The 18,106-nt window shown below is 64.2% G+C and carries 18 protein-coding genes and 1 pseudogene; 10 read left to right on the top strand and 9 right to left on the bottom strand.

Features of this window, described 5'->3' with window-relative positions; translation table 11 throughout:
* Positions 1-126 precede the first annotated feature (126 nt).
* Complete coding sequence (locus tag ACK6AU_RS13270) at positions 127-384, top strand: DUF6555 family protein (protein ID WP_409299576.1); 258 nt, start codon at positions 127-129, stop codon at positions 382-384.
* On the top strand, positions 381-647 hold the full coding sequence (locus ACK6AU_RS13265) for a hypothetical protein (protein ID WP_185701381.1): 267 nt from the start codon (positions 381-383) through the stop codon (positions 645-647). The genes ACK6AU_RS13270 and ACK6AU_RS13265 overlap by 4 nt, the downstream gene beginning before the upstream one ends.
* On the opposite strand, the gene ACK6AU_RS13260 is transcribed toward ACK6AU_RS13265, so the two are convergent.
* Genes ACK6AU_RS13260 through ACK6AU_RS13250 form a run of 3 tightly spaced genes read right to left on the bottom strand, consistent with a single transcriptional unit; the run spans position 631 to position 2,676 of the window.
* A complete protein-coding gene (locus ACK6AU_RS13260; RefSeq protein ID WP_409299575.1) occupies positions 631-1,386 on the bottom strand; it encodes an alpha/beta hydrolase family protein in 756 nt (251 codons plus the stop codon). The two genes, ACK6AU_RS13265 and ACK6AU_RS13260, sit on opposite strands and share 17 nt — an antisense overlap.
* Positions 1,376-2,473, bottom strand: a complete 1,098-nt coding sequence (locus tag ACK6AU_RS13255; RefSeq protein WP_185701379.1) for a DUF3182 family protein — start codon at positions 2,471-2,473, stop codon at positions 1,376-1,378. Before ACK6AU_RS13255 ends, ACK6AU_RS13260 begins: the two co-directional genes overlap by 11 nt.
* A 26-nt stretch (positions 2,474-2,499) precedes the next feature.
* Positions 2,500-2,676: a hypothetical protein gene (locus ACK6AU_RS13250; RefSeq protein ID WP_185701428.1), complete on the bottom strand. Its 177-nt coding sequence runs from the start codon at positions 2,674-2,676 to the stop codon at positions 2,500-2,502.
* A gap of 341 nt (positions 2,677-3,017) precedes the next feature.
* Here ACK6AU_RS13250 and ACK6AU_RS13245 point away from each other — a divergent pair.
* Positions 3,018-3,185 (top strand): annotated as a pseudogene (locus tag ACK6AU_RS13245) (general stress protein); the annotation flags it as partial.
* Positions 3,186-3,230: 45 nt separating this feature from the next.
* Here the strand turns inward: ACK6AU_RS13245 and ACK6AU_RS13240 are convergent.
* From ACK6AU_RS13240 to ACK6AU_RS13225, 4 genes are all read right to left on the bottom strand, one after another.
* Positions 3,231-4,343: a sensor histidine kinase gene (locus tag ACK6AU_RS13240; protein ID WP_409299574.1), complete on the bottom strand. Its 1,113-nt coding sequence runs from the start codon at positions 4,341-4,343 to the stop codon at positions 3,231-3,233.
* Positions 4,344-4,526: 183 nt separating this feature from the next.
* Positions 4,527-7,004 (bottom strand): DNA ligase D, encoded by a 2,478-nt coding sequence (gene ligD / locus ACK6AU_RS13235; protein ID WP_409299573.1) that lies wholly within the window; start codon positions 7,002-7,004, stop codon positions 4,527-4,529.
* Positions 7,005-7,147: 143 nt separating this feature from the next.
* On the bottom strand, positions 7,148-7,984 hold the full coding sequence (locus ACK6AU_RS13230; RefSeq protein WP_409299572.1) for a Ku protein: 837 nt from the start codon (positions 7,982-7,984) through the stop codon (positions 7,148-7,150).
* A 117-nt stretch (positions 7,985-8,101) separates the two neighbouring features.
* A complete protein-coding gene (locus tag ACK6AU_RS13225; protein ID WP_409299571.1) occupies positions 8,102-9,016 on the bottom strand; it encodes a DMT family transporter in 915 nt (304 codons plus the stop codon).
* Positions 9,017-9,118: 102 nt separating this feature from the next.
* Between ACK6AU_RS13225 and ACK6AU_RS13220 the strand changes: the two genes are divergently transcribed.
* A complete protein-coding gene (locus ACK6AU_RS13220) occupies positions 9,119-10,027 on the top strand; it encodes a LysR substrate-binding domain-containing protein (protein ID WP_409299570.1) in 909 nt (302 codons plus the stop codon).
* A gap of 64 nt (positions 10,028-10,091) precedes the next feature.
* On the opposite strand, the gene ACK6AU_RS13215 is transcribed toward ACK6AU_RS13220, so the two are convergent.
* Complete coding sequence (locus ACK6AU_RS13215; RefSeq protein WP_409299569.1) at positions 10,092-10,895, bottom strand: phytanoyl-CoA dioxygenase family protein; 804 nt, start codon at positions 10,893-10,895, stop codon at positions 10,092-10,094.
* Between the two features lie 253 nt (positions 10,896-11,148).
* Between ACK6AU_RS13215 and ACK6AU_RS13210 the strand changes: the two genes are divergently transcribed.
* Complete coding sequence (locus tag ACK6AU_RS13210; RefSeq protein WP_409299568.1) at positions 11,149-12,564, top strand: amino acid permease; 1,416 nt, start codon at positions 11,149-11,151, stop codon at positions 12,562-12,564.
* Here the strand turns inward: ACK6AU_RS13210 and ACK6AU_RS13205 are convergent.
* Positions 12,561-13,457, bottom strand: coding sequence for a LysR substrate-binding domain-containing protein (locus tag ACK6AU_RS13205; RefSeq protein ID WP_409299567.1), 897 nt, complete (start codon positions 13,455-13,457; stop codon positions 12,561-12,563). The genes ACK6AU_RS13210 and ACK6AU_RS13205 overlap by 4 nt on opposite strands.
* A 277-nt stretch (positions 13,458-13,734) precedes the next feature.
* On the opposite strand from ACK6AU_RS13205, the gene dkgB reads away from it, so the two are divergent.
* From dkgB to ACK6AU_RS13180, 5 genes are all read left to right on the top strand, one after another.
* A complete protein-coding gene (gene dkgB, locus ACK6AU_RS13200; RefSeq protein WP_185701370.1) occupies positions 13,735-14,538 on the top strand; it encodes a 2,5-didehydrogluconate reductase DkgB in 804 nt (267 codons plus the stop codon).
* 4 nt (positions 14,539-14,542) lie between these two features.
* Positions 14,543-15,508, top strand: a complete 966-nt coding sequence (locus ACK6AU_RS13195; RefSeq protein WP_409299566.1) for a TIGR03571 family LLM class oxidoreductase — start codon at positions 14,543-14,545, stop codon at positions 15,506-15,508.
* Positions 15,505-15,849, top strand: coding sequence for a MoaF-related domain-containing protein (locus ACK6AU_RS13190; RefSeq protein ID WP_185701368.1), 345 nt, complete (start codon positions 15,505-15,507; stop codon positions 15,847-15,849). Before ACK6AU_RS13195 ends, ACK6AU_RS13190 begins: the two co-directional genes overlap by 4 nt.
* Positions 15,846-17,015, top strand: a complete 1,170-nt coding sequence (locus ACK6AU_RS13185; protein WP_409299565.1) for an MFS transporter — start codon at positions 15,846-15,848, stop codon at positions 17,013-17,015. Before ACK6AU_RS13190 ends, ACK6AU_RS13185 begins: the two co-directional genes overlap by 4 nt.
* Before the next feature lie 197 nt (positions 17,016-17,212).
* Positions 17,213-18,100: an AraC family transcriptional regulator N-terminal domain-containing protein gene (locus ACK6AU_RS13180; RefSeq protein WP_409299564.1), complete on the top strand. Its 888-nt coding sequence runs from the start codon at positions 17,213-17,215 to the stop codon at positions 18,098-18,100.
* The last annotated feature ends 6 nt before the right edge of the window (positions 18,101-18,106 follow it).

Genomic DNA, 18,106 nt, shown 5'->3' with positions numbered 1-18,106 from the left:
AAATAGTTTTTTGATAAAACATACGGCTCTGGCCGTTGGTACTAATTTGAATTGTCGAACAATCGATTTTACTTTGAATTCTTCACCCTGCATGGATATCGACTAGTTGTGTACAAGGAGATATTCATGAATCAGGAAACCATCTACAAAATCCACTATCTGCTACATGGCCAGCCAAGATTCTTCGTTATCAGGGCCAAGACCATGGATAACGCCAAGGCTTGGCACTGGGCCAGTTGTGATGCGGGCGTCGGGATTATTCCGAAGTCCGATCGCGACCCGGTAAAGAAGATCTCCAGGCCAATGGCGGAAAAGTACGGGATAACCGACGTCAAGTGGTTCCATTCGGCTCCGCTTCGTTGGTCTGAGCAGGGACAGAAATGAAACGCCAAGCCACCAAGAAACCAAGCGCCCGGGACTGGGACGCGGAAATAGCTGAAAACACCCGACTGTTCTACGAGGCCGACCGGCTGGACGACCTGGCCTACCAGATCATCGGCCGAGGTGCCTGTGACAAGCAGGTCTGGGCCCGCTACTCCCAGGCCAAGAGCCGGGCGGACGGCAAGCGCCGTGAAGCCTTGGCCCAGTGGCTGAGCATCAGACGGGCCATGCAGCGCTGCGGAACCGCCCTCAGACCCTGGGGCTGATGCTCAGGCGTTCGCCGACCACCATTTCCGTGACCCAATCCACCAGGATCGTGGTGTAGGCCTCCTGTGAGGCCTCGCTGGAAAGCGCGTGGTCGGCATCGTCGATGATGCGATGGGTCAGCGAGTGACTGCGCTGGAAAGCCGCCCGATAACTCATGATGGTGGTATGGGGCACATGTTCGTCATGCTCGGACTCGACCAGCAGCACGTCCCCCTGAAACCCGGCACAAGCCTTGAGTGCCCGGTTACCCTGTATATCGATGGGGCTGGCCCGATAGCGCTTGAGATCCTCGCGATCCAGGGCCCGCTTGGGCACCAGCCAGTCACGATCGCGATAGATGGCCGGAACCCGGAGCGCCAGCCAGCGTACTCGGCGCAGCTGGCTGAGAAGGGTGGCCAGGTAGCCGCCGTAGCTGGTACCGACCACCGCCACGGCCATCGGATCGACCGTCGGATGCGCCACCAGGTGGTCGTAGGCGGCGAGCACGTCCTGCAAGCCGTCTTCGCGCGATACCTGGGCCTGGCGCTGGTTGGCCGCACCGTGGCCACGCAGGTCGAAAGTCAGGCATAGGCAGCCCAGGCCGGCGATGCCCCGGGCCCGGTTGAGGTCGCGTTCCTGGCTCCCGCCCCAGCCGTGGACGAACAACACGCCGGGCACCCGGACCTTGGGGCTGAGCAGATTGCCCGCCAGTCGTTCCGCTTGGACATCGATCAGGACCTGTTCGCTGTTAACCGCCATGGGCCTGCACCTGCGCATACTTGAGTAGAAAGCCGCCCGCCTCGTCAGGCCCGCGATACAACAGCACGGCGCCTGGAGGCAGCAATTGTTCCTGGCACGTCTCGCAGGTCTCGGCCCGCAGCCAATCCACCTGCGGCTGCTGGCGAAACACCTGCAGGGCCGCCAGTTCCGCTCCCGTGGCCCCGCCCACGCGCCACGACTGCTCCAGCACTCCGAGCCGGAACCGGCCATCGTGGCCCAGCCCGCCTATCACGTCGTAGTTGCGCCGCGAAGCGAAGAACCCCGGCAGGCAGGCCGTGGCCGCCGCGTCGTAGGCCCGTGCATGCTCCACCGCCTGGCGCACCTCGGGCTCCAGGTCATGCTGTAGCAACTGGGCATACCCCCCACGCGCCAACCACAGCTGGGAACCGGCGTACACCGGCTCGCCGCGCTGGTTGGGCTGCTGGGACTGGCGCCCGTGATAGCTGATCAGCAAGCCGTCGATCAAGACCTGGCCCACGCTATAGGTGCGGGTCTGGTGCAGGTTCTCCTCCAGTACCAGGCCCGCACGGCAGGTATCGGGGTCCAGTTGCCCCAGCCAATGCTCCAGGTCCTGGGCAGTGCGTAGCACCACCTGTCCCGTTCCGCCGCTGGCCTGGACCTGCTTGACCCGCAATTGGGCCGGGCCCAGGTACTGGCGGGCGATACGCCGGGCATCGGCGATATCGAACACTGTCAGTCCCGGCAGCACCACCTGGCGCACTTGACGGCAGAATTGCGGGTTCCAACCGACTGGGCGATAACCGGTGCGCCGGGGCAGCGGATGGGAAATGGCCTTGCTGGCCATGAACGCCTGCTGCACATGGCCTCCCAGCAGGTCCTGGACCCCGGTGATGCCCAATTCACGCCGCTGCTCGCCGATCAGAGTGCGCGTAGGTACCAGGTACATGCCAGTGCGCGGCATGGGGTCTTGCCAGGCACCGTCGAACGGCCAGCCAAGGATCTCGGCCAGCCAGCGGGCCAGGTTGAGGTTGGTCTGGCGCTCATGCAACGCAGCACCAGCGTGGCAGTGGGCCACGACCCTTCGGCTGATGGACCGCTCAGGCATCGTTCTGGCTCCCCCTTCGGGCGCTGCTATGGCTGGCCGCCGGCGTCGCGGTTTCCGTTGTCCCGGGATTCGGGCTCGCTCATCTGGACCGAGGCCTTGGAATGGTCCTTGTCCTGGTCCCCGCTATTTTCGAAGCAGCCCTGCAGGGCCAGCAGACAAGCGAGCAAGAGGGTTATCCGGGAGACGTTGATTAAGTTATTCATGGCACACCTGCGACAAAAAGGCTGGTAGTAAATCAGTAGAAAAACCTGTCTGGCACAAGTTCAAGATTCAATGTTCCGATAATGACCGAATATCGAATCACCCATATGGACAGCGCATGCATCCATATGGGTGTTTACTTATGCACGCCAGTTACTCAAATACCGCTTATTTATAAAAACCCATCAAGAAAAATAACTAGCCAATGGCCAGCCAATACCATTCATCGCCACAGCGGGGATATTTTTCGACCTTGGGAATTTCCCCGAACTCCCAGTTAATGCTCACTATGCAGTGAGCGCCGATATTTCATCACCAAGAGGAAATCATCATGACGACTAAAGGCAATAACAACCCGGGCAACTTCGCCAACGATCGCGAAAAAGCATCCGAAGCCGGGAAAAAAGGCGGTCACGCTTCCGGCGGCAATTTTGCCAATGACCGTGAAAAGGCCTCCGAGGCCGGCAAGAAGGGTGGTCAGCACAGTGGCGGTGGGCATGGCCGCAGCTGATACCTGAGGTGACTGCGCAAGGGCTGCGGCCCTTGCGCCCTTCATTCAGTCCAGCGTTGCCGGGATCCTGACCCGGAACGTCGTTCCTTGCTCTCGAGTAGATCGCACCTCGATGTGCCCATCGTGCCCCGCCACGATCTGCGCGGCGATGAACAGGCCCAGGCCCAGCCCTGAAGAAACACCGCGCTCGTAACCACTGCCACCGGCGTTGAACAGCAGCGGCAGCGCCTCGGCGGCGATGGGCTCGCCCTGATTGTGCACCTCAACGCAGATCGCAGACGCATCACGCTCCAAGCGCACCTCGATGGGCTGGCAGCTATCGCCGTGCTGCACGGCATTGCCCAGCAGGTTGGCCAAGACCTGGCCCATGCGCCCGGGATCGAACAATCCGTTGAGCGGCTGGCATTGCTCGAACCGGATACACACCTCGGGATAGCAAGCGCGCACCTCATCGATGATCTGGGCACAGAGCGCCGTCAACTCGATGCGCTCCTTGCGGATCCGAATACCCTCCCCCAGGTTGCTCCGCGCCAGGTCCAGCAGGTCGTCGACGATCCGGTTGGCCCGGCGCACGCTGGCGCCGATCTGCAGCGCCAGGTGCTGCTGGCGGCCTTCGGCCACCGATCGCGCCAGCAGGTCGGCGCCCATCAGCACCGCTCCCAAGGGGGTTCGCAAGTCATGGCCGAGAATGCCCAGGAACAGCTTGCGGGTCTGCTCCAGGGCCGCCTCGAAGGAAGCGATGGACTGGGTGAGCACCTGGTCGACGGCCTCGTTGAAACGCAGCATGTCGTCGGTACGGGTGGCTTTGGCTTCCAACTCGTCGCACAGCCACAAGCGCAACACGCTGGCCCACAAGGCCCGGTACTCGGCAACCATCTGGTTCAAGGTGAAGCCCGCCGACCAGCGCGCCTGGGCGTGATTCTGCGCTGCCGTATCAGCCTGGACGACCGGGCCACGGCCCTGGGACTTCTCGAACTGCTGCGCATCGTTCTGCGGGGTGAGCATGTCGTGGGCGATGCCCCTGAGAATATCCGCCGCCTGGTTTCTCAGGCCGCGGGCATCCTGGGTCGGATAAGGGGTTTCGATGGATCTGGCGAACCTCTCCCATTCCAGCAAGATCGATTCCATGTGGATGAGAATGAAATTGGCGAGTCGCATGGAGGCTCCTTGCTGGATCCCGTGGCCATCCTGGTCCGCTGCAACTGTCCCGGCGGTGTCCTCGATGACCACGGGTGACGATGTGGATCGATACTGGCTGGCCCCTTCAGGTCGCACCAGCGCCGTAAAAGCATAGAAGCAATGACCACCCTCGGTGTATACGGTTCCAGGATCCCGGCGGACTCAGGCTGGCGGCTCGTCCATTCCAAGCTTTCGCCGCATCGCCAGGGTGATCGACTGGCGGGTGGCGGCATAGCCGGCCCAGGGGTCGGTGGTTTCATCCAGGCGTCGCGCCAGGTCGGCCAGGGTCCACTGCCCCGTTCCACGCAGCTGCTGCAATTCGTCACGGTGCACCGGCACCGAGACCGGCAGGCCTTCCCGGGCCCGCAGGGAATAGGCGCAGACCGTGGTCGCTCCCCGCCCGTTGCGCAGGTAATCGATGAAGATCCTGCCCACCCGGTTGCGCGGCCCGGACACCGCCGACAAGCGCTCGGGAAACAACCCCGCCAGGTGCTGGACCATTGCCTGGCTGAAGGCCTTGACCTCGTCCCAACCGGCCCGCCGCGCTAACGGCACCAGCAGATGCAGGCCCTTGCCCCCGCTGGTCTTGATAAAGGCTCGCAAGCCCAGCTCGTCAAGCAGCGCCAGGGTCAGCTGGCAGGCCTCGACCATGCTCTTCCAGGGCAACGTCGGGTCCGGATCGAGGTCGAGCACCAGGCGATCAGGCCGGTCGAAGTCCTTGCTGGTGGCGTTCCAGGTATGCAGTTCCAGGGTGTTCATCTGCACCGCGCCCAGCAGCGCTGGCAGCCCCTCGATGACCATGGCCGCCTGGCCTGCCTGGGCCTTGGTAAAGGTCCGCAAGCCGGGAATCGCCAGTTGCGCGGCGTGCTTCTGGAAGAACAGCTCTCCCGCCAGGCCTTGGGGAGCACGCACCAGCGCCACCGGGCGCTGCTGCAGGTGGGGCAGGATCCACTGCGCCACCCGGGCATAGTATTCGGCCACCTTAAGCTTGGTGGCACCGCTTACGGTATCGACCACACGCTCGCCATGGGTCATGCGCAAGCCATCGGCTGCTGGGCTGGCCGCTGGGGCTGGTGCCGCTCGCTCCAGGACCACGCCAGTGGCCGGCTTGTCATCGCGCAGGCCATGGAAGACACCGTGGCGTACCACCCCTTCACGGGTCATCTGGCTATAAGAGACTTGCGCCAGCAAGCGCGGCTGCACCCAGTGCACGGTGGCCGCAGGCACCCCCGCGGGCGCTTTATCCAACACCGGCCGGGATGTTTCCAACGGTCGCAACCGCTGGAGCAAGTGCTGGAGGGAAGCGCTGCTGAAGCCGGTGCCGACCTTGCCGGCGTAACGCAAGCCGCCCCGGTCCGGGTCGTGCAGCCCCAGCAACAGCGCGCCCAGGGCACTGCGGCTGCCCTTGGGATCGGTGTAGCCGAGGATCACGAATTCCTGGCGTTGCTGGCACTTGAGCTTGATCCAGTCGCCGCTGCGCCGACTGACATAGGGGCTGTCGGGGCGCTTGCCGATCAGGCCCTCCAGGTGCATCTGGCAGGCGCCGGCCAACAGCTGCTGCACAGGCTGGTCGAAAGTCTCGGAATAGCGCAGCGCCGCCGCGCGGTTGTTGGCCAGCAGTGCCTTGAGCGCAGCGCGGCGCTCGTGCAGCGGTCGCTGGCGCAGGTCCACGCCATTGAGAAAGGGCACATCGAACAGGTAGTAGAGGATGTCCTGGTCGGCCCCGGCATCGAAGGCGTTCTGCAAGGCCTGGAAGTCGGCCACACCGTCGGCATCCAACACCACCATCTCGCCGTCCAGCCATGCCGATTCCAGTCCCAGCTCGGCCAGGGCCCGGGCCTGGTTGGGCATCCTGGCCGTCCAGTCCAGGCCGCTGCGGGTCAGCAGTTGCACTTGCGTTCCTTCGATACGGGCCAGCATGCGGTAGCCGTCGAACTTGATTTCATAGAGCCAGTCGCCCGCCGGCGGCGTGTCCACCAAAGTGGCCAACTGCGGCTTGAGCGAGCCCGGTAACTCCTGGTACGTGGAGCGTGCCCTGCTCCCAGACCTGGGCCGGGAAGTGGACGCCGATGCCTGGCGCGGCGCCAGGGTGCGCGCGCTGAGCACGCTGTGCGGCTGCGCCTGGAGGATGTCGTACTCCGCTTCGGCACGGGCCTGGTCATCGGCGGACTTGACCAGCAGCCATTGTTCCTTCTTGCCTGCCAGGCGGGTACGAAACAGGTTCCACCAGCCTCCGAGCTTCTCGCCTTGCAAGCGAAAGCGCAGCTTGCCCCGGGCATAACCCTCGTGGGGGTCGCCCTCGGGAAACCAGCTGCCGCGGTCCCAGACAATCACCTCGCCCGCGCCATAGTGGCCTTCAGGGATATGCCCTTCGAAGCTGGCGTAGTCCAGGGGATGGTCCTCGACATGCACGGCCAGGCGGCGCACCCCGGGGTCCAGCGAAGGTCCCTTGGGAATGGCCCAGCTTTTCAGGGTGCCTCCCAGTTCCAGGCGAAAGTCGTAGTGCAGGTGGCTGGCATCGTGTTTTTGCACGCAGAACTGCAGGGCCTGCGCCGGCCTGCCACGGGGCCGACGGCCCACTGGCTCGGGGGTGGCCTGGAAGTCACGTTTATTGCGGTATTGCGATAGCGGTCTGGCCATGGCGCTGCTCCACGTGTGGCGTGCCCGATGGCCGACAAGGCCAGGGACCTGTAACGGTGGAGACGGTGCCCTGGGAGAAGTTCAAGGCACTTGCCGGCCAGGCCTACCGACGGTTGCCTGCTGCCTGGCCAGACCTGCCTGGACTAGGACGCCCGCCGTCGGGTGCGCTTGGCCGGCCTGTCCGGCTTGGCCTTGCCACCACCGAGGCTGCGCTTGAGCAGTTCGGTAAGGTCGAGGATATCGGCACTCTTGTCCTGCGCCGCCTGCCCCATGGGCACTGTGGCGATCCGGCCCTTGCGGGCCTTCTCCTGCACCAGGGCCATGATGCTGTCCGTGAAATCATCGTGATATAGCCCAGGCTCCCAGTGGCCGCTCAAGTCCTCCACCAGCCGCTTGGCCATCTGCAGCTCGCGCTTGTCGAGCTTGGGCCGAGTCACGCTGCTGTCCAACTCCAGCCCCGCAAGACTGCGTACTTCGTCGGGCCAACGCAGGGTGATCAACAGCAGTGCATCCTCCAGCGCCCGCACCAGGGCCAGGTGTTGCCGGGTATGCAGCACCACCCGGGCCAGCGCGACCTTGTCCGTGGCCTTCAGGGTTTCGCGCAGCAAGGCATAGACCTTGCCGCCGCGCCGATCGGGACTCAGGTAATAGGGCGTGTCGAATTGCTGCAGGGGAATCTCCGCGGCAGCGATGAAGGAGAAGATATCGATGGTCTGGGTGGCCGCGGGCCGGGCCTGGCGGATCTCGTCTTCGCCGAGCACCACGTAGCGCCCCTTCTGGTACTCGATACCCTTCACGATCTGCTGCGGCTGCAGTTCCTCGCCGCTGACCTTGTTGATCCGCCGATAGCCCACCGGCTCCAGGCTGCGCTTGTCCAGCCAGTCGAAATCCAGCCCACGGCTGGCGACCACGCTATTGAGGGACACCGGGATATGCACCAGCCCGAAGCTGATGGCGCCCTTCCAGATCGCTCGGGCCATGACGACCTCCTGCAAGGCAGTGACGGGAACATCCGCAGGACAACCTGCCCTGCGCATCTGGAAGATTCGACCGCAGGGGCAATACCCCGTTCCTAAGGATTCTCTGCGCGCCCTGCGCTAAGCGGGGCGCTTGAACAGGACGAATCCGGACATCAGGATCATGACAAGCCCGGTGACGATCCGGGCATTCAAGGACTCTTCGAACACCAGGACTCCCCAGAGAATGGCGAAGACCAGGTAGGTGTAGTCGAACGCGCCGATGATGCTGGGCTCGCCGATCTGGTAGGCCCTGGCGATACCGGTGCTGACCAGCACCATCAGCACCGCGAGCAAGACCATCAACGTCCAGTCGGCCAACTGCATGTACGACCAGTCGCCCAAGAGGAAACGCAATTGCCCCTGCTGTGGCTCCAGGGGCCCGGCCATGGCGATCAACAGGCTGCCGAGCAGGCCGCTGGCCAACAGCACCAGGTTCATCACCATGGCCAGCACCATGGCGTCCTCGTCCGCGCACTTGCCCTTGGTCACCACCGCTGCCAGGGCGTAGAGCATGGCCGCGAGGATCGGCAGTAAGGCATAGGAACTGAAGTCGTCCGCCGTAGGATTGAGGGTGACCAGCACCCCGGCGAACCCCAGGACGATGGAGAACCACTTGCGCGGGGTAATCCGCTCTTTCAGATAGATGGAGGAGAACAATGTGATGAACAGCGGTGTCGTATAGATGGCCAGCGCCGCCATGGTCAGGGTAATGAACGGCAAGGCGGCATAAAAAGCGATCCACATCAGGGCCAGCAGCAGCCCCCTGAGCGTCGCCCAGCCTGGGGACTGCGGCCATAGGCTGTCCTTGCCGTTGCGTAGCAGCACCAGCGCGGCCAGCATCACCACCGCCAGCAAGGAGCGGATGACATTGAGCTGCCATAACGAAATCTGCGCGCTTGCAGCCTTGATGATGGCATCCGAAACGGACAACAAGAAAACCGAACCGACCACTATGATGATGCTCTGACGGTTCTCCACGGACGAAACGTTCATGCTTGCGCTCCTGCTGTCTCCCTTCTGGATGTGCCGACAGATTCTGCTCACGCATCCAGCGCGGTTAAAGCGACTTGTGGTTAAGCAGGAGGAACCAAGGTTATGGACAATTTCAAACGCTCGCTCCCGCCCCTCTCCAGCCTTGTGCCCTTCGAGGCGGCCGCGCGCCTGCAGAGCTTCTCCAAGGCCTCGCAAGAGCTGAACCTGACGCAGGCAGCCATCAGCAAGCAGATCCGTGCCCTGGAGGAATACCTGGACGTCACCCTGTTCACCCGCAGAAATCGCGCGGTATTCCTGACCGCGACAGGCAGGGAATTTCGCGATGTAGTCAGATCCTCCCTGCTGGGGCTGGCCACCAAGACCGAGGAACTGCGCAAGAAACGGGACGCCCGGGAAGTCGCGCTGACGGTCCAGCTTTGCGAGGCCTTCTACTGGCTGACACCCAAGCTGGCGCTGTTCCACCAGCGATTCCCCGAAATCGACACTCGCCTGAACGCCTCCACCGTCCCCATCACCGAGGTCACCGAGAAGTTCGATATCGCCATCCAGTCCACCGGGCGCCCCTCGGGCGGCCATTCCCGGCTGTTCACCATCAGCGACGAGATCTTTCCGGTCTGCAGCCCGGGCTACTGGCAGCAGTTGCCTGCCGCGGCCCGGACCCTGGAGCACTTGGCCGAACTGCCACTGCTGCATCATTGGGTGGTTCCCCAGGACTGGATGACCTGGGCCCAGTGGCTGGCCCGCTACCGACTCGCGCTTCTGGACGAGACCCGGGGCAAGTTCTTCGACAGCTACCCGGTGATGATGCAGGCCTGTGTCGAAGGCTTCGGCTTCGCCCTGGGCTGGCGCCGCACCACCGAGAAAATGATCGACAACGGCGAGCTGATCTGCCCGTTCGAGCAGTCGATCAAGGTGGATGAGGCTCTGGCGGTCTACCAGTGGCAGAACAGCCCTCTGCGCGCGCGCAGCCGCAGCTTGCTGCAATGGCTGCGCCGTGTCTGCCAGGACTAGTGGCGACACTGGCGGCCAACCCCACAGGCATGGAGATTAGCTAGGCGCTGCGCTGGCCTTGCGATCACCCACGCCGCCAGACCACCGGGAACCAGTCTTCGCGCATGCGATCACCGTCGTTCAGGTCGATGCCGGGAAAGGGCGGCGAGGTACGCCCCGGGCGCTGGATGTAACGTACGTCGTCGCCCATGAACCGGGTGGAGAACGCCCGTCGACGGCCGCTCCCGGTGTTGCCGGCGGCGCCATGCACGGTGCGGAAGTCGAAGACGATGGCGTCCCCCGGTTGCAGCTCCGGGGAGAGTATCGGGTACTGGCCGTTGTCCACGTCCGGCATGTCCATGAACAGGCTCTCGCCGGTGTGGTCGTCGGTGGCGCCGTAGAAGTCCTGGTTGCTGGCCCAGCTCTTGGGCCGTACCGGCTTGGGCCAGCGATGCGAGCCCAGGACCACGCTCAGGGTGTTGCTGCGGGTCACCGGGTCCAGGGGAATCCAGTAGCTGGCCGTCTGCAAGCCGTCGACGCAGTAGTAAGGCAGGTCCTGGTGCCAGGGCGTGGGCTTGGAGGTGCCGGGCTCCTTGACCAGGATGTGGTCATGGAAGACCTGCACTTGTTGCGACGCCATCAACTGCCCGGCGATGGCCGCCGCCGGCGAGTTCAGCACGAAGTCCTGGAAGGCCGGGATACGCTGCCAGTTGCAGTAGTCCTCGAAGAAGCGCCCACCTTCGCCACTGCCGACGTTCTCGATGGCGAAGGCGCTGGGTTCGGCCAGGTTCTGCTCGAAACCTTCGCGCAAGCGCTCGATCCAGTCGCCAAAGACTCCACGCAGGACAATGGCGCCATCGCGCCGAAACTCTTCGATCTGCCGGTTCATCACATCAGCCTCTATTTGTTGTTTTAATGAAGCCCAGTATCGAGGCCCTGAACTTTTCCCGTAAACGACAGATTACTTATTCATCAATATAGGCACTTTATATAACCAACCGGTTGCCAGCCCCGGCGTTTGCCCAGTTAATAGCCCTGCCTGCCTCCCCCTCATCCATTGCCGGAACAGGAATACCGGCCCCTCGCGTTTCATCATCGGCAGTTGACACCCGAATAATAAGAACAATCAGGAGTGACTTGAGATGAACGATAAACAGCCCTCCATGCGGCGGGGCCTGAGCACCCGTCATATTCGTTTCATGGCCCTGGGTTCGGCCATCGGCACCGGGTTGTTCTACGGTTCCGCCGCGGCGATCCAATTGGCCGGTCCTTCGGTCCTGCTGGCCTACCTGATCGGTGGCGCGGCCATCTACATCATGATGCGCGCCCTGGGCGAAATGGCCGTGCGCGACCCGGTATCGGGGTCCTTCGGGCACTACACCAGCCAGTACCTGGGACGCTTTCCCGGCTTTCTCACCGGCTGGAGCTATGCCTTCTCGATGCTGGTGGTGTGCCTGGCCGACGTCACCGCGTTCGGTATCTACATGGGTTTCTGGTTTCCCGATACGCCCCGCTGGATCTGGGTCCTGGGCATCGTGTGCGGCATCGCCGCGCTGAACCTGTGCAGCGTCAAGGTCTTCGGGGAAATGGAATTCTGGCTGTCGCTGCTCAAGGTCACCGCCATTGTCTCGATGATTGTCGGTGGCATCGCAATCCTGCTGCTGGGCATCCAGCCCGGCGGTTCGGCCCAGGGCCAGTCCGGCTTCAGCAACCTGTGGAGCCATGGCGGATTCTTCGCCAATGGCATCGGCGGACTGGTCGCCTCGTTCACCGTGGTGATGTTCGCCTTTGGCGGCGTCGAGATGATCGGCGTCACCGCCGGCGAGGCCAGGGAACCGCAGCGGGCGATACCCAAGGCCGTCAACTCGGTACCGCTGCGGATCCTGCTGTTCTACGTGCTGACCCTATTCGTGCTGATGGCGATCTACCCATGGTCCAAGGTGGGTAGCGAAGGCAGTCCGTTCGTGCAGATCTTCAGTGCCCTGGGTATCGAGTCGGCGGCGGCCTTGCTGAACATCGTGGTGATCTCGGCGGCGATCTCGGCCATCAACAGCGATATCTTCGCCGCCGGACGCATGATGTACGGCATGGCCGAGAACGGCCAGGCGCCGACGAGCTTCGCCAGGTTGTCGCGTTTCGGGGTGCCCTGGATGACGGTCGCGGTCATGTGCGTAGCCTTGCTGATCGGGGTCCTGCTCAACTACCTGGCACCTGAGAATCTGTTCCTGATCCTGGTGGCGGTGGTGACCTTCTCCATCGTCTGGGTCTGGCTGATGATCCTGCTGTCGCAAGTCATGATGCGCCGGCGCATGACGCCCGAGCAGGTCGCCGCCCTGGTCTTCCCGGTGCCGCTCTGGCCGGTCGGGCCGGCCCTGGGCATCGCCTTCATGCTGTTCATCTTCGGCGTCCTGGCCTGGTTCCCCGATACCCGCACTTCGTTGTTCGTCGGGCTGGGCTGGCTGGTGCTGCTGTCCATCGGCTACTGGCTGTGCATCGCCCGGGGCGGCAAGCAGCCGGGCGCCGCGAGCAAGCCGGTCCCGGCCGACCCCGCGCCCTAGCAGGCAAACTGCTGGCTGGCCCACTCCTGGAAGGCCTGGGCCACCGGCGACGGGCGCATGGCGCTGGACTGAGCCAGCACCACCGGCTGCGGACTGACGGCCTCCAGCAACGGCCGACAGGCCAGGGGCTGGCCGTCATAGCTGCGATCGCCCACCGGCCGCGTGCAGGACAGCGCCACGCCATACCCATGGGCCACCAGGCCGCGCTGCATCTCGAAGGTCTGGGTCAGTTGCAATGACGCCGGCTGCAGGTCGTGTGCCCAGAACAACGACAGGAAGTACTCGCGGGTACGGGCGATGTCCTCCAGGATCAGGCACTCGGCGGCCAGGTCCACCAGAGAAACCTGCTCCTGGGCGGCCAGGGGGTGACCCACTGGCAGCAGCGCGTAGGGCATCAGGCGCTCCAGCACCCGGGCCTCGATATTCGGGCTCAGGCCGACACCGTAGGTCAGGGCCAGCTCCGCCTGCCCTTCCAGCAAGCGTCGATTGACGCCCGCCAGGTCGCTCTCGAACAGGGTGATCGAGACGTCAGGGTGACGCTGGCGAAAGCCCGCCAGCAGGCGTGGGGTGAAATACGGTCCCAGGTCCTGGAAGCACACCAGGCTCAGGTTGCCGCGCAGCCCGGCCTGGTGATCCTCGACGCCGACCATGGCCCCCGCCCGGCCCAGGATGTCCCGTGCCTGTTCCAGGCGCTTGCGGCCCGCCGGAGTCAACTCCATGCCCCGGCTGACCTGGCGATGAAAGAGCTTTTCGCCAAGTGCCGTCTCCAGTTGCGCGATCGCCAGGGACACCGAGGGCTGGGAGATGTGCATGGCCCTGGCAGCGGCGCTGACGCTGCCCTGCTCCGCGGCCGCGACAAAGTATTCGAGCTGGCGAAAGGTGAACCCGATCATCGGCCTGGCTTCCTGATTATTGTTTGCGGCGATGATACAGCGGCCCCGGCATCTATCGGCAACGCGCCCTCCTCCCCGATCCATCCATGTCGAAAGTACACAGCGCTGGCGTTGATTCGTGACTTCAAGTCAAAGGACTTTGGTGCGCCGACGGCTTAATCCGCCACCGGGCGGTGGCCATACTACGCCGCATCCAAGCGATCGCTGAGCCGCGGGCCATAAGCTGCGGCAGCCAACGCACCGATCATCGTACGCAACAATCACCAGGAGCAAATCCATGAGTATTCCATCCTTTGGCCTCGGTACTTTCCGCCTGACCGGCCAGGCGGTCATCGATTCGGTGAAGTCGGCGCTGGCCCTGGGCTATCGCGCGATCGACACCGCGCAGATCTACGGTAACGAAGCCGATGTCGGCCAGGCGATCGCCGAAAGCGGCGTAGCCCGCGGCGAACTGTTCATCACCACCAAGATCTGGGTCGACAACTACGCCGCCGACAAGCTGGTTGCCAGCCTGCGCGACAGCCTGGGCAAGCTGCGCACCGACTATGTCGACTTGCTGCTGATCCATTGGCCGGCCCCGGGCAACGGCGTCGAGCTGGCCGAATACATGGAAGCCTTGCTGGAGGCCAAGAAACTGGGCCTGACCCGCCAGATCGGTGTTTCCAACTTCAACATCGAACTGACCAGGCAAGCCATCGCCGTGGTCGGCAAAGAGCAGATCGCTACCAACCAGATCGAGCTCAGCCCCTACCTGCAAGGCGGTAAGCTCACTGCGTTCCTCAAGGAACAAGGGATCAGTGTCACCTCCTACATGACCCTGGCCTACGGCAAGGTGCTCAAGGACCCGGTATTGGCCGAGATCGCCGCCAAGCACCAGGCCACCGTGGCCCAAGTCGCCCTGGCCTGGGCGCTGCAACTGGGCTATGCGGTGATCCCGTCGTCCACCAAGCCAGAGAACCTGGCCAGCAACCTGCTCGCCCGCAGCCTGCGCCTGGACGAGCAAGACATGGCGCGTATCGCCACCCTTGAACGCAATGGCCGCGAAGTCAGCCCTGACGGCCTGGCGCCAATCTGGGACTGATGCCATGACCACGTCCCTCGAACGCCTGACCGCCGGTGGTTTCAGCATCGGCCTGGAAGCACCGCTGGACCATGACTGGACCCCGGCCGGCGACCAGGCCCGGCGCCAAGCTGGCCGCCTGCCCGGCGAGCCCGACCTCAAGCAGCATGCCTACCTGGCGCAACTGGCCGACCGCCTGGGTTTTCGCGCCCTGTGGATCCGCGATGTGCCGCTGTATGACCCGGCGTTCGGCGATGCCGCCCAAGTGTTCGAGGTGTTCTCCTACCTCGGCTACCTGGCCGGGGTCACCCGGGACATCCTGCTGGGTACCGCTGCCGTGGTCTTGCCGATTCGCGAGCCGTTGCTGACCCTGAAGTCGGCCAACAGCCTGCAACGCCTGAGCGGCAATCGCCTGCTGCTGGGCGTAGCCAGCGGTGACCGGCCGGTGGAGTACCCACTGTTCGGGCGGGATTTCGAGGGGCGCGGCCATACCTTCCGCGAGCAGGTCGCCCTGCTCAAGGACGGCGCCAACGGCCACCTGCCCGAGGGCATGGCCGTGCTGCCAGCCAGTACCTCGCCCCTGCCCTTGCTGGTGGCGGGCCTGGCCCAGCAAAGCCCGGCCTGGATCGGCAGCCACATGGATGGCTGCCTGGCCTACCCCGGACCCCCCGAGGACCACCAGCGACGCGTTGCCGCCTGGCGCTCGGTGGCGGGCAACAAGCCCTACAGCAGTTTCATCCACCTGGACCTGGCCGAACGTGCCGACGAACCCCTGCGCCGCTGGCGCTTCGGTTTCCATGGTGGCCGCAACGCGCTGATCGCCGAACTCAATGCCCTGCGCGCAGCCGGCGTCGACCATGTCGGCCTGCACCTGCGACGCAACGTACGACCACTGGATGAAACCCTGCGGGAGATCGCCGAGTACGTACTGCCACCATTCCATGCCACTGCTGCGACTGCATCCCACCCACAACCGGAGGCCATTTCATGAGCAGTTCCACCCTGGTGCCGGCCTTCGCCGGTCGTAGCTACCAGGTCGCCTACGACGGCCTGGTAGCCCATAACATCTATGCAAGCGATGGCCTGAGCATTCGCTACGCCATCGTCTCCGGCCCCTACGCCGGAGCCAGCGGCGAAGCCGCCTGCCAATGGCGACAAATCGCCGACGGCGTCTACGTGATCTCCTGGCAAGAAGCCGACGGCGCCACCGTGGTACATGTCGACGACTTCGCCCGTGGCCATTCCCAGGCCTTCTTCACCGCCAGCGACCTGAGTTTCTATCGCATGCAGGGCTCCTTGACCGCCCTCGCCAGCCAGGAGTGCGCACAATGAAACCCGGACGCGTTCTCTTCGCCCTGGCCATCGGCGCCTTCGGTATCGGCACCACCGAATTCACCCCCATGGGCCTCTTGCCAGTCATCGCCGAAGGCGTCGGCGCGAGCATTCCCAGCGCCGGCATGCTGGTCACCGCCTATGCCATCGGCGTGATGGTCGGCGCGCCGATCATGACCCTGTTGTTCAGCCGCTTCGGCAAGCGCGCGGCACTGATGATGCTGATGGGCATCTTCACCCTCGGCAACCTGCTCTCGGCCCTGGCGCCGGACTACTACACCCTGCTCGCCTCGCGCCTGGTCACCAGCCTCAACCATGGCGCCTTCTTCGGCCTCGGTGCGGTGGTGGCGGCCAGCGTGGTGCCCAAGGACAAGCAAGCCAGCGCCGTGGCCACCATGTTCATGGGCCTGACCATCGCCAACATCGGCGGTGTGCCGGCGGCCACCTGGCTCGGCCAGCAGGTCGGCTGGCGCATGGCTTTCGCCGGTACCGCGGTGCTGGGCCTGCTGGCCATCGCCGCACTGTGGTACGCCCTGCCCAAGGGCGAGCGTGGCAGCGTGCCTCATGTCCGCCGTGAACTGGCGGTGATCGCCCGACCCAACGTGCTGCTGGCCATGGCCACCACGGTGCTGGGCGCTGGCGCCATGTTCACTCTCTATACCTACGTGGCTCCGGTGCTGGCGCAACTGACCGGTGCCTCGGACCGCTTCGTCACCCTGGGCCTGGTCCTGATCGGTGTCGGCTTCACCCTGGGCAACAGCCTCGGCGGGCGCCTGGCCGATTGGTCGCTGGATGGCTCGGCACGGCTCTTCCTCGGCGTGCTGGCGGTGATCATGGTGTCGATGCCGCTGGTACTGGGCAATCATGTCACCGCCGCCCTGGCGCTGCTGGTCTGGGGCATGTTCACCTTCGCCGTGGTGCCGCCGCTGCAGATGCGGGTGATGATCGCCGCGGCCGAAGCGCCCGGCCTGGCCTCGTCGATCAACGTCGGCGCCTTCAACCTGGGCAATGCGGTGGGTGCCGCGCTCGGCGGTGCCGTCATCAGCCAGGGCCTGGGCTACGCCGCGGTCCCGGTGGCCGGCGGCCTGCTGGCGGCGGCGGGGCTGTTGCTGGTGTGGCTGGGCGGACGGCGCCAGGCCAGCGATGCCGCCGCCGACCTGGCCTGACGCCTGAGCCAGGAATCCCCGTTGAGCGCCGGGGATGCGATCCGGCTTGAGGCAAGAGTTCCCCCTTTCCTTGAGCCGGCCCAGGGACGGATTGCGCCAATTCTCCGAGAATTGTGCCTTATCCTGCAAACGAGCACAGGAATGGATCTCGCTACGGATAAGATTCGCAGATCACCTCTACCGATCAGTGATCAGCCATGAATACCAGCGCGCTCAAGGAAATCACCCAGCTCGTCGCTCGCCATGCCGTCGGCGAAGGAGTCCACTGCACGGCCAACCACAGCCTGGAAGTGGCCCGCCATAGCACGTGCCAGACGGCGCTGCGCTGCCCGCAGTCGCCGTCCTTTGGCATGGTGGTACAAGGCCGCATGAGCATCCAGTTGGGAGAAACGATCCGCCACTTCGCCCAAGGCGACTACCTGTTCGTGTCATTCGACGTTCCCGTGGCCTTCCACGTCGTCGAGGCCAGCGAAGACCAGCCCTGCCTCAGTCTTGGCATGGCGATCACCCCCGAGCGCCTGCACGAGGTGCTCGCCCGGATGGACATTCCGCCCCATCCTTCGACCACCCACGAGGCGTGCAGCGTGGTAGTCGATCGGCTGAACCCCGGACTGCTCGACGCGACACTGCGCCTGCTGCGTCTGCTGGATGCTCCTGGCGATATCCAGTCGCTGGCGCCCCTGATCGAGCAAGAAATCATCTATCGACTGTTATCCAGCCCCTATGGCCGCCGCCTGCTGCAACTGGCGGTGGTGGACAGTTCGACCAATGGCATCACCCGGGCGATCGACTGGCTGCGCAAACACTACATGCAACCCTTGCGCATACCGGAACTGGCCGACCAGGTGGGAATGAGCGAGTCCTCGCTGCATCATCACTTCAAGGCCATCACCGGTCTCACCCCCATGCAGTATCAAAAGCAGTTCCGCCTGCACGAGGCACGTCGGCTGATCCAGATCGAACGCCATAACATCGGTAATGCGGGGTTCGCGGTCGGCTACCAGAGCCGCTCGCAGTTCACCCGCGAATACAGCCGGTTCTACGGCGTATCGCCATTGCAGCACCTGAGGGACAGCGAGGCTTGACCGGCA

Origin of the sequence: Pseudomonas sp. KCJK8993 (assembly GCF_046230915.1) — a bacterium.
Classification (GTDB): Bacteria; Pseudomonadota; Gammaproteobacteria; order Pseudomonadales; family Pseudomonadaceae; genus Aquipseudomonas; species Aquipseudomonas piscis.
Note: the sequence above shows the minus strand (reverse complement) of the source record. Positions and strands in the feature narration are given on the sequence as shown.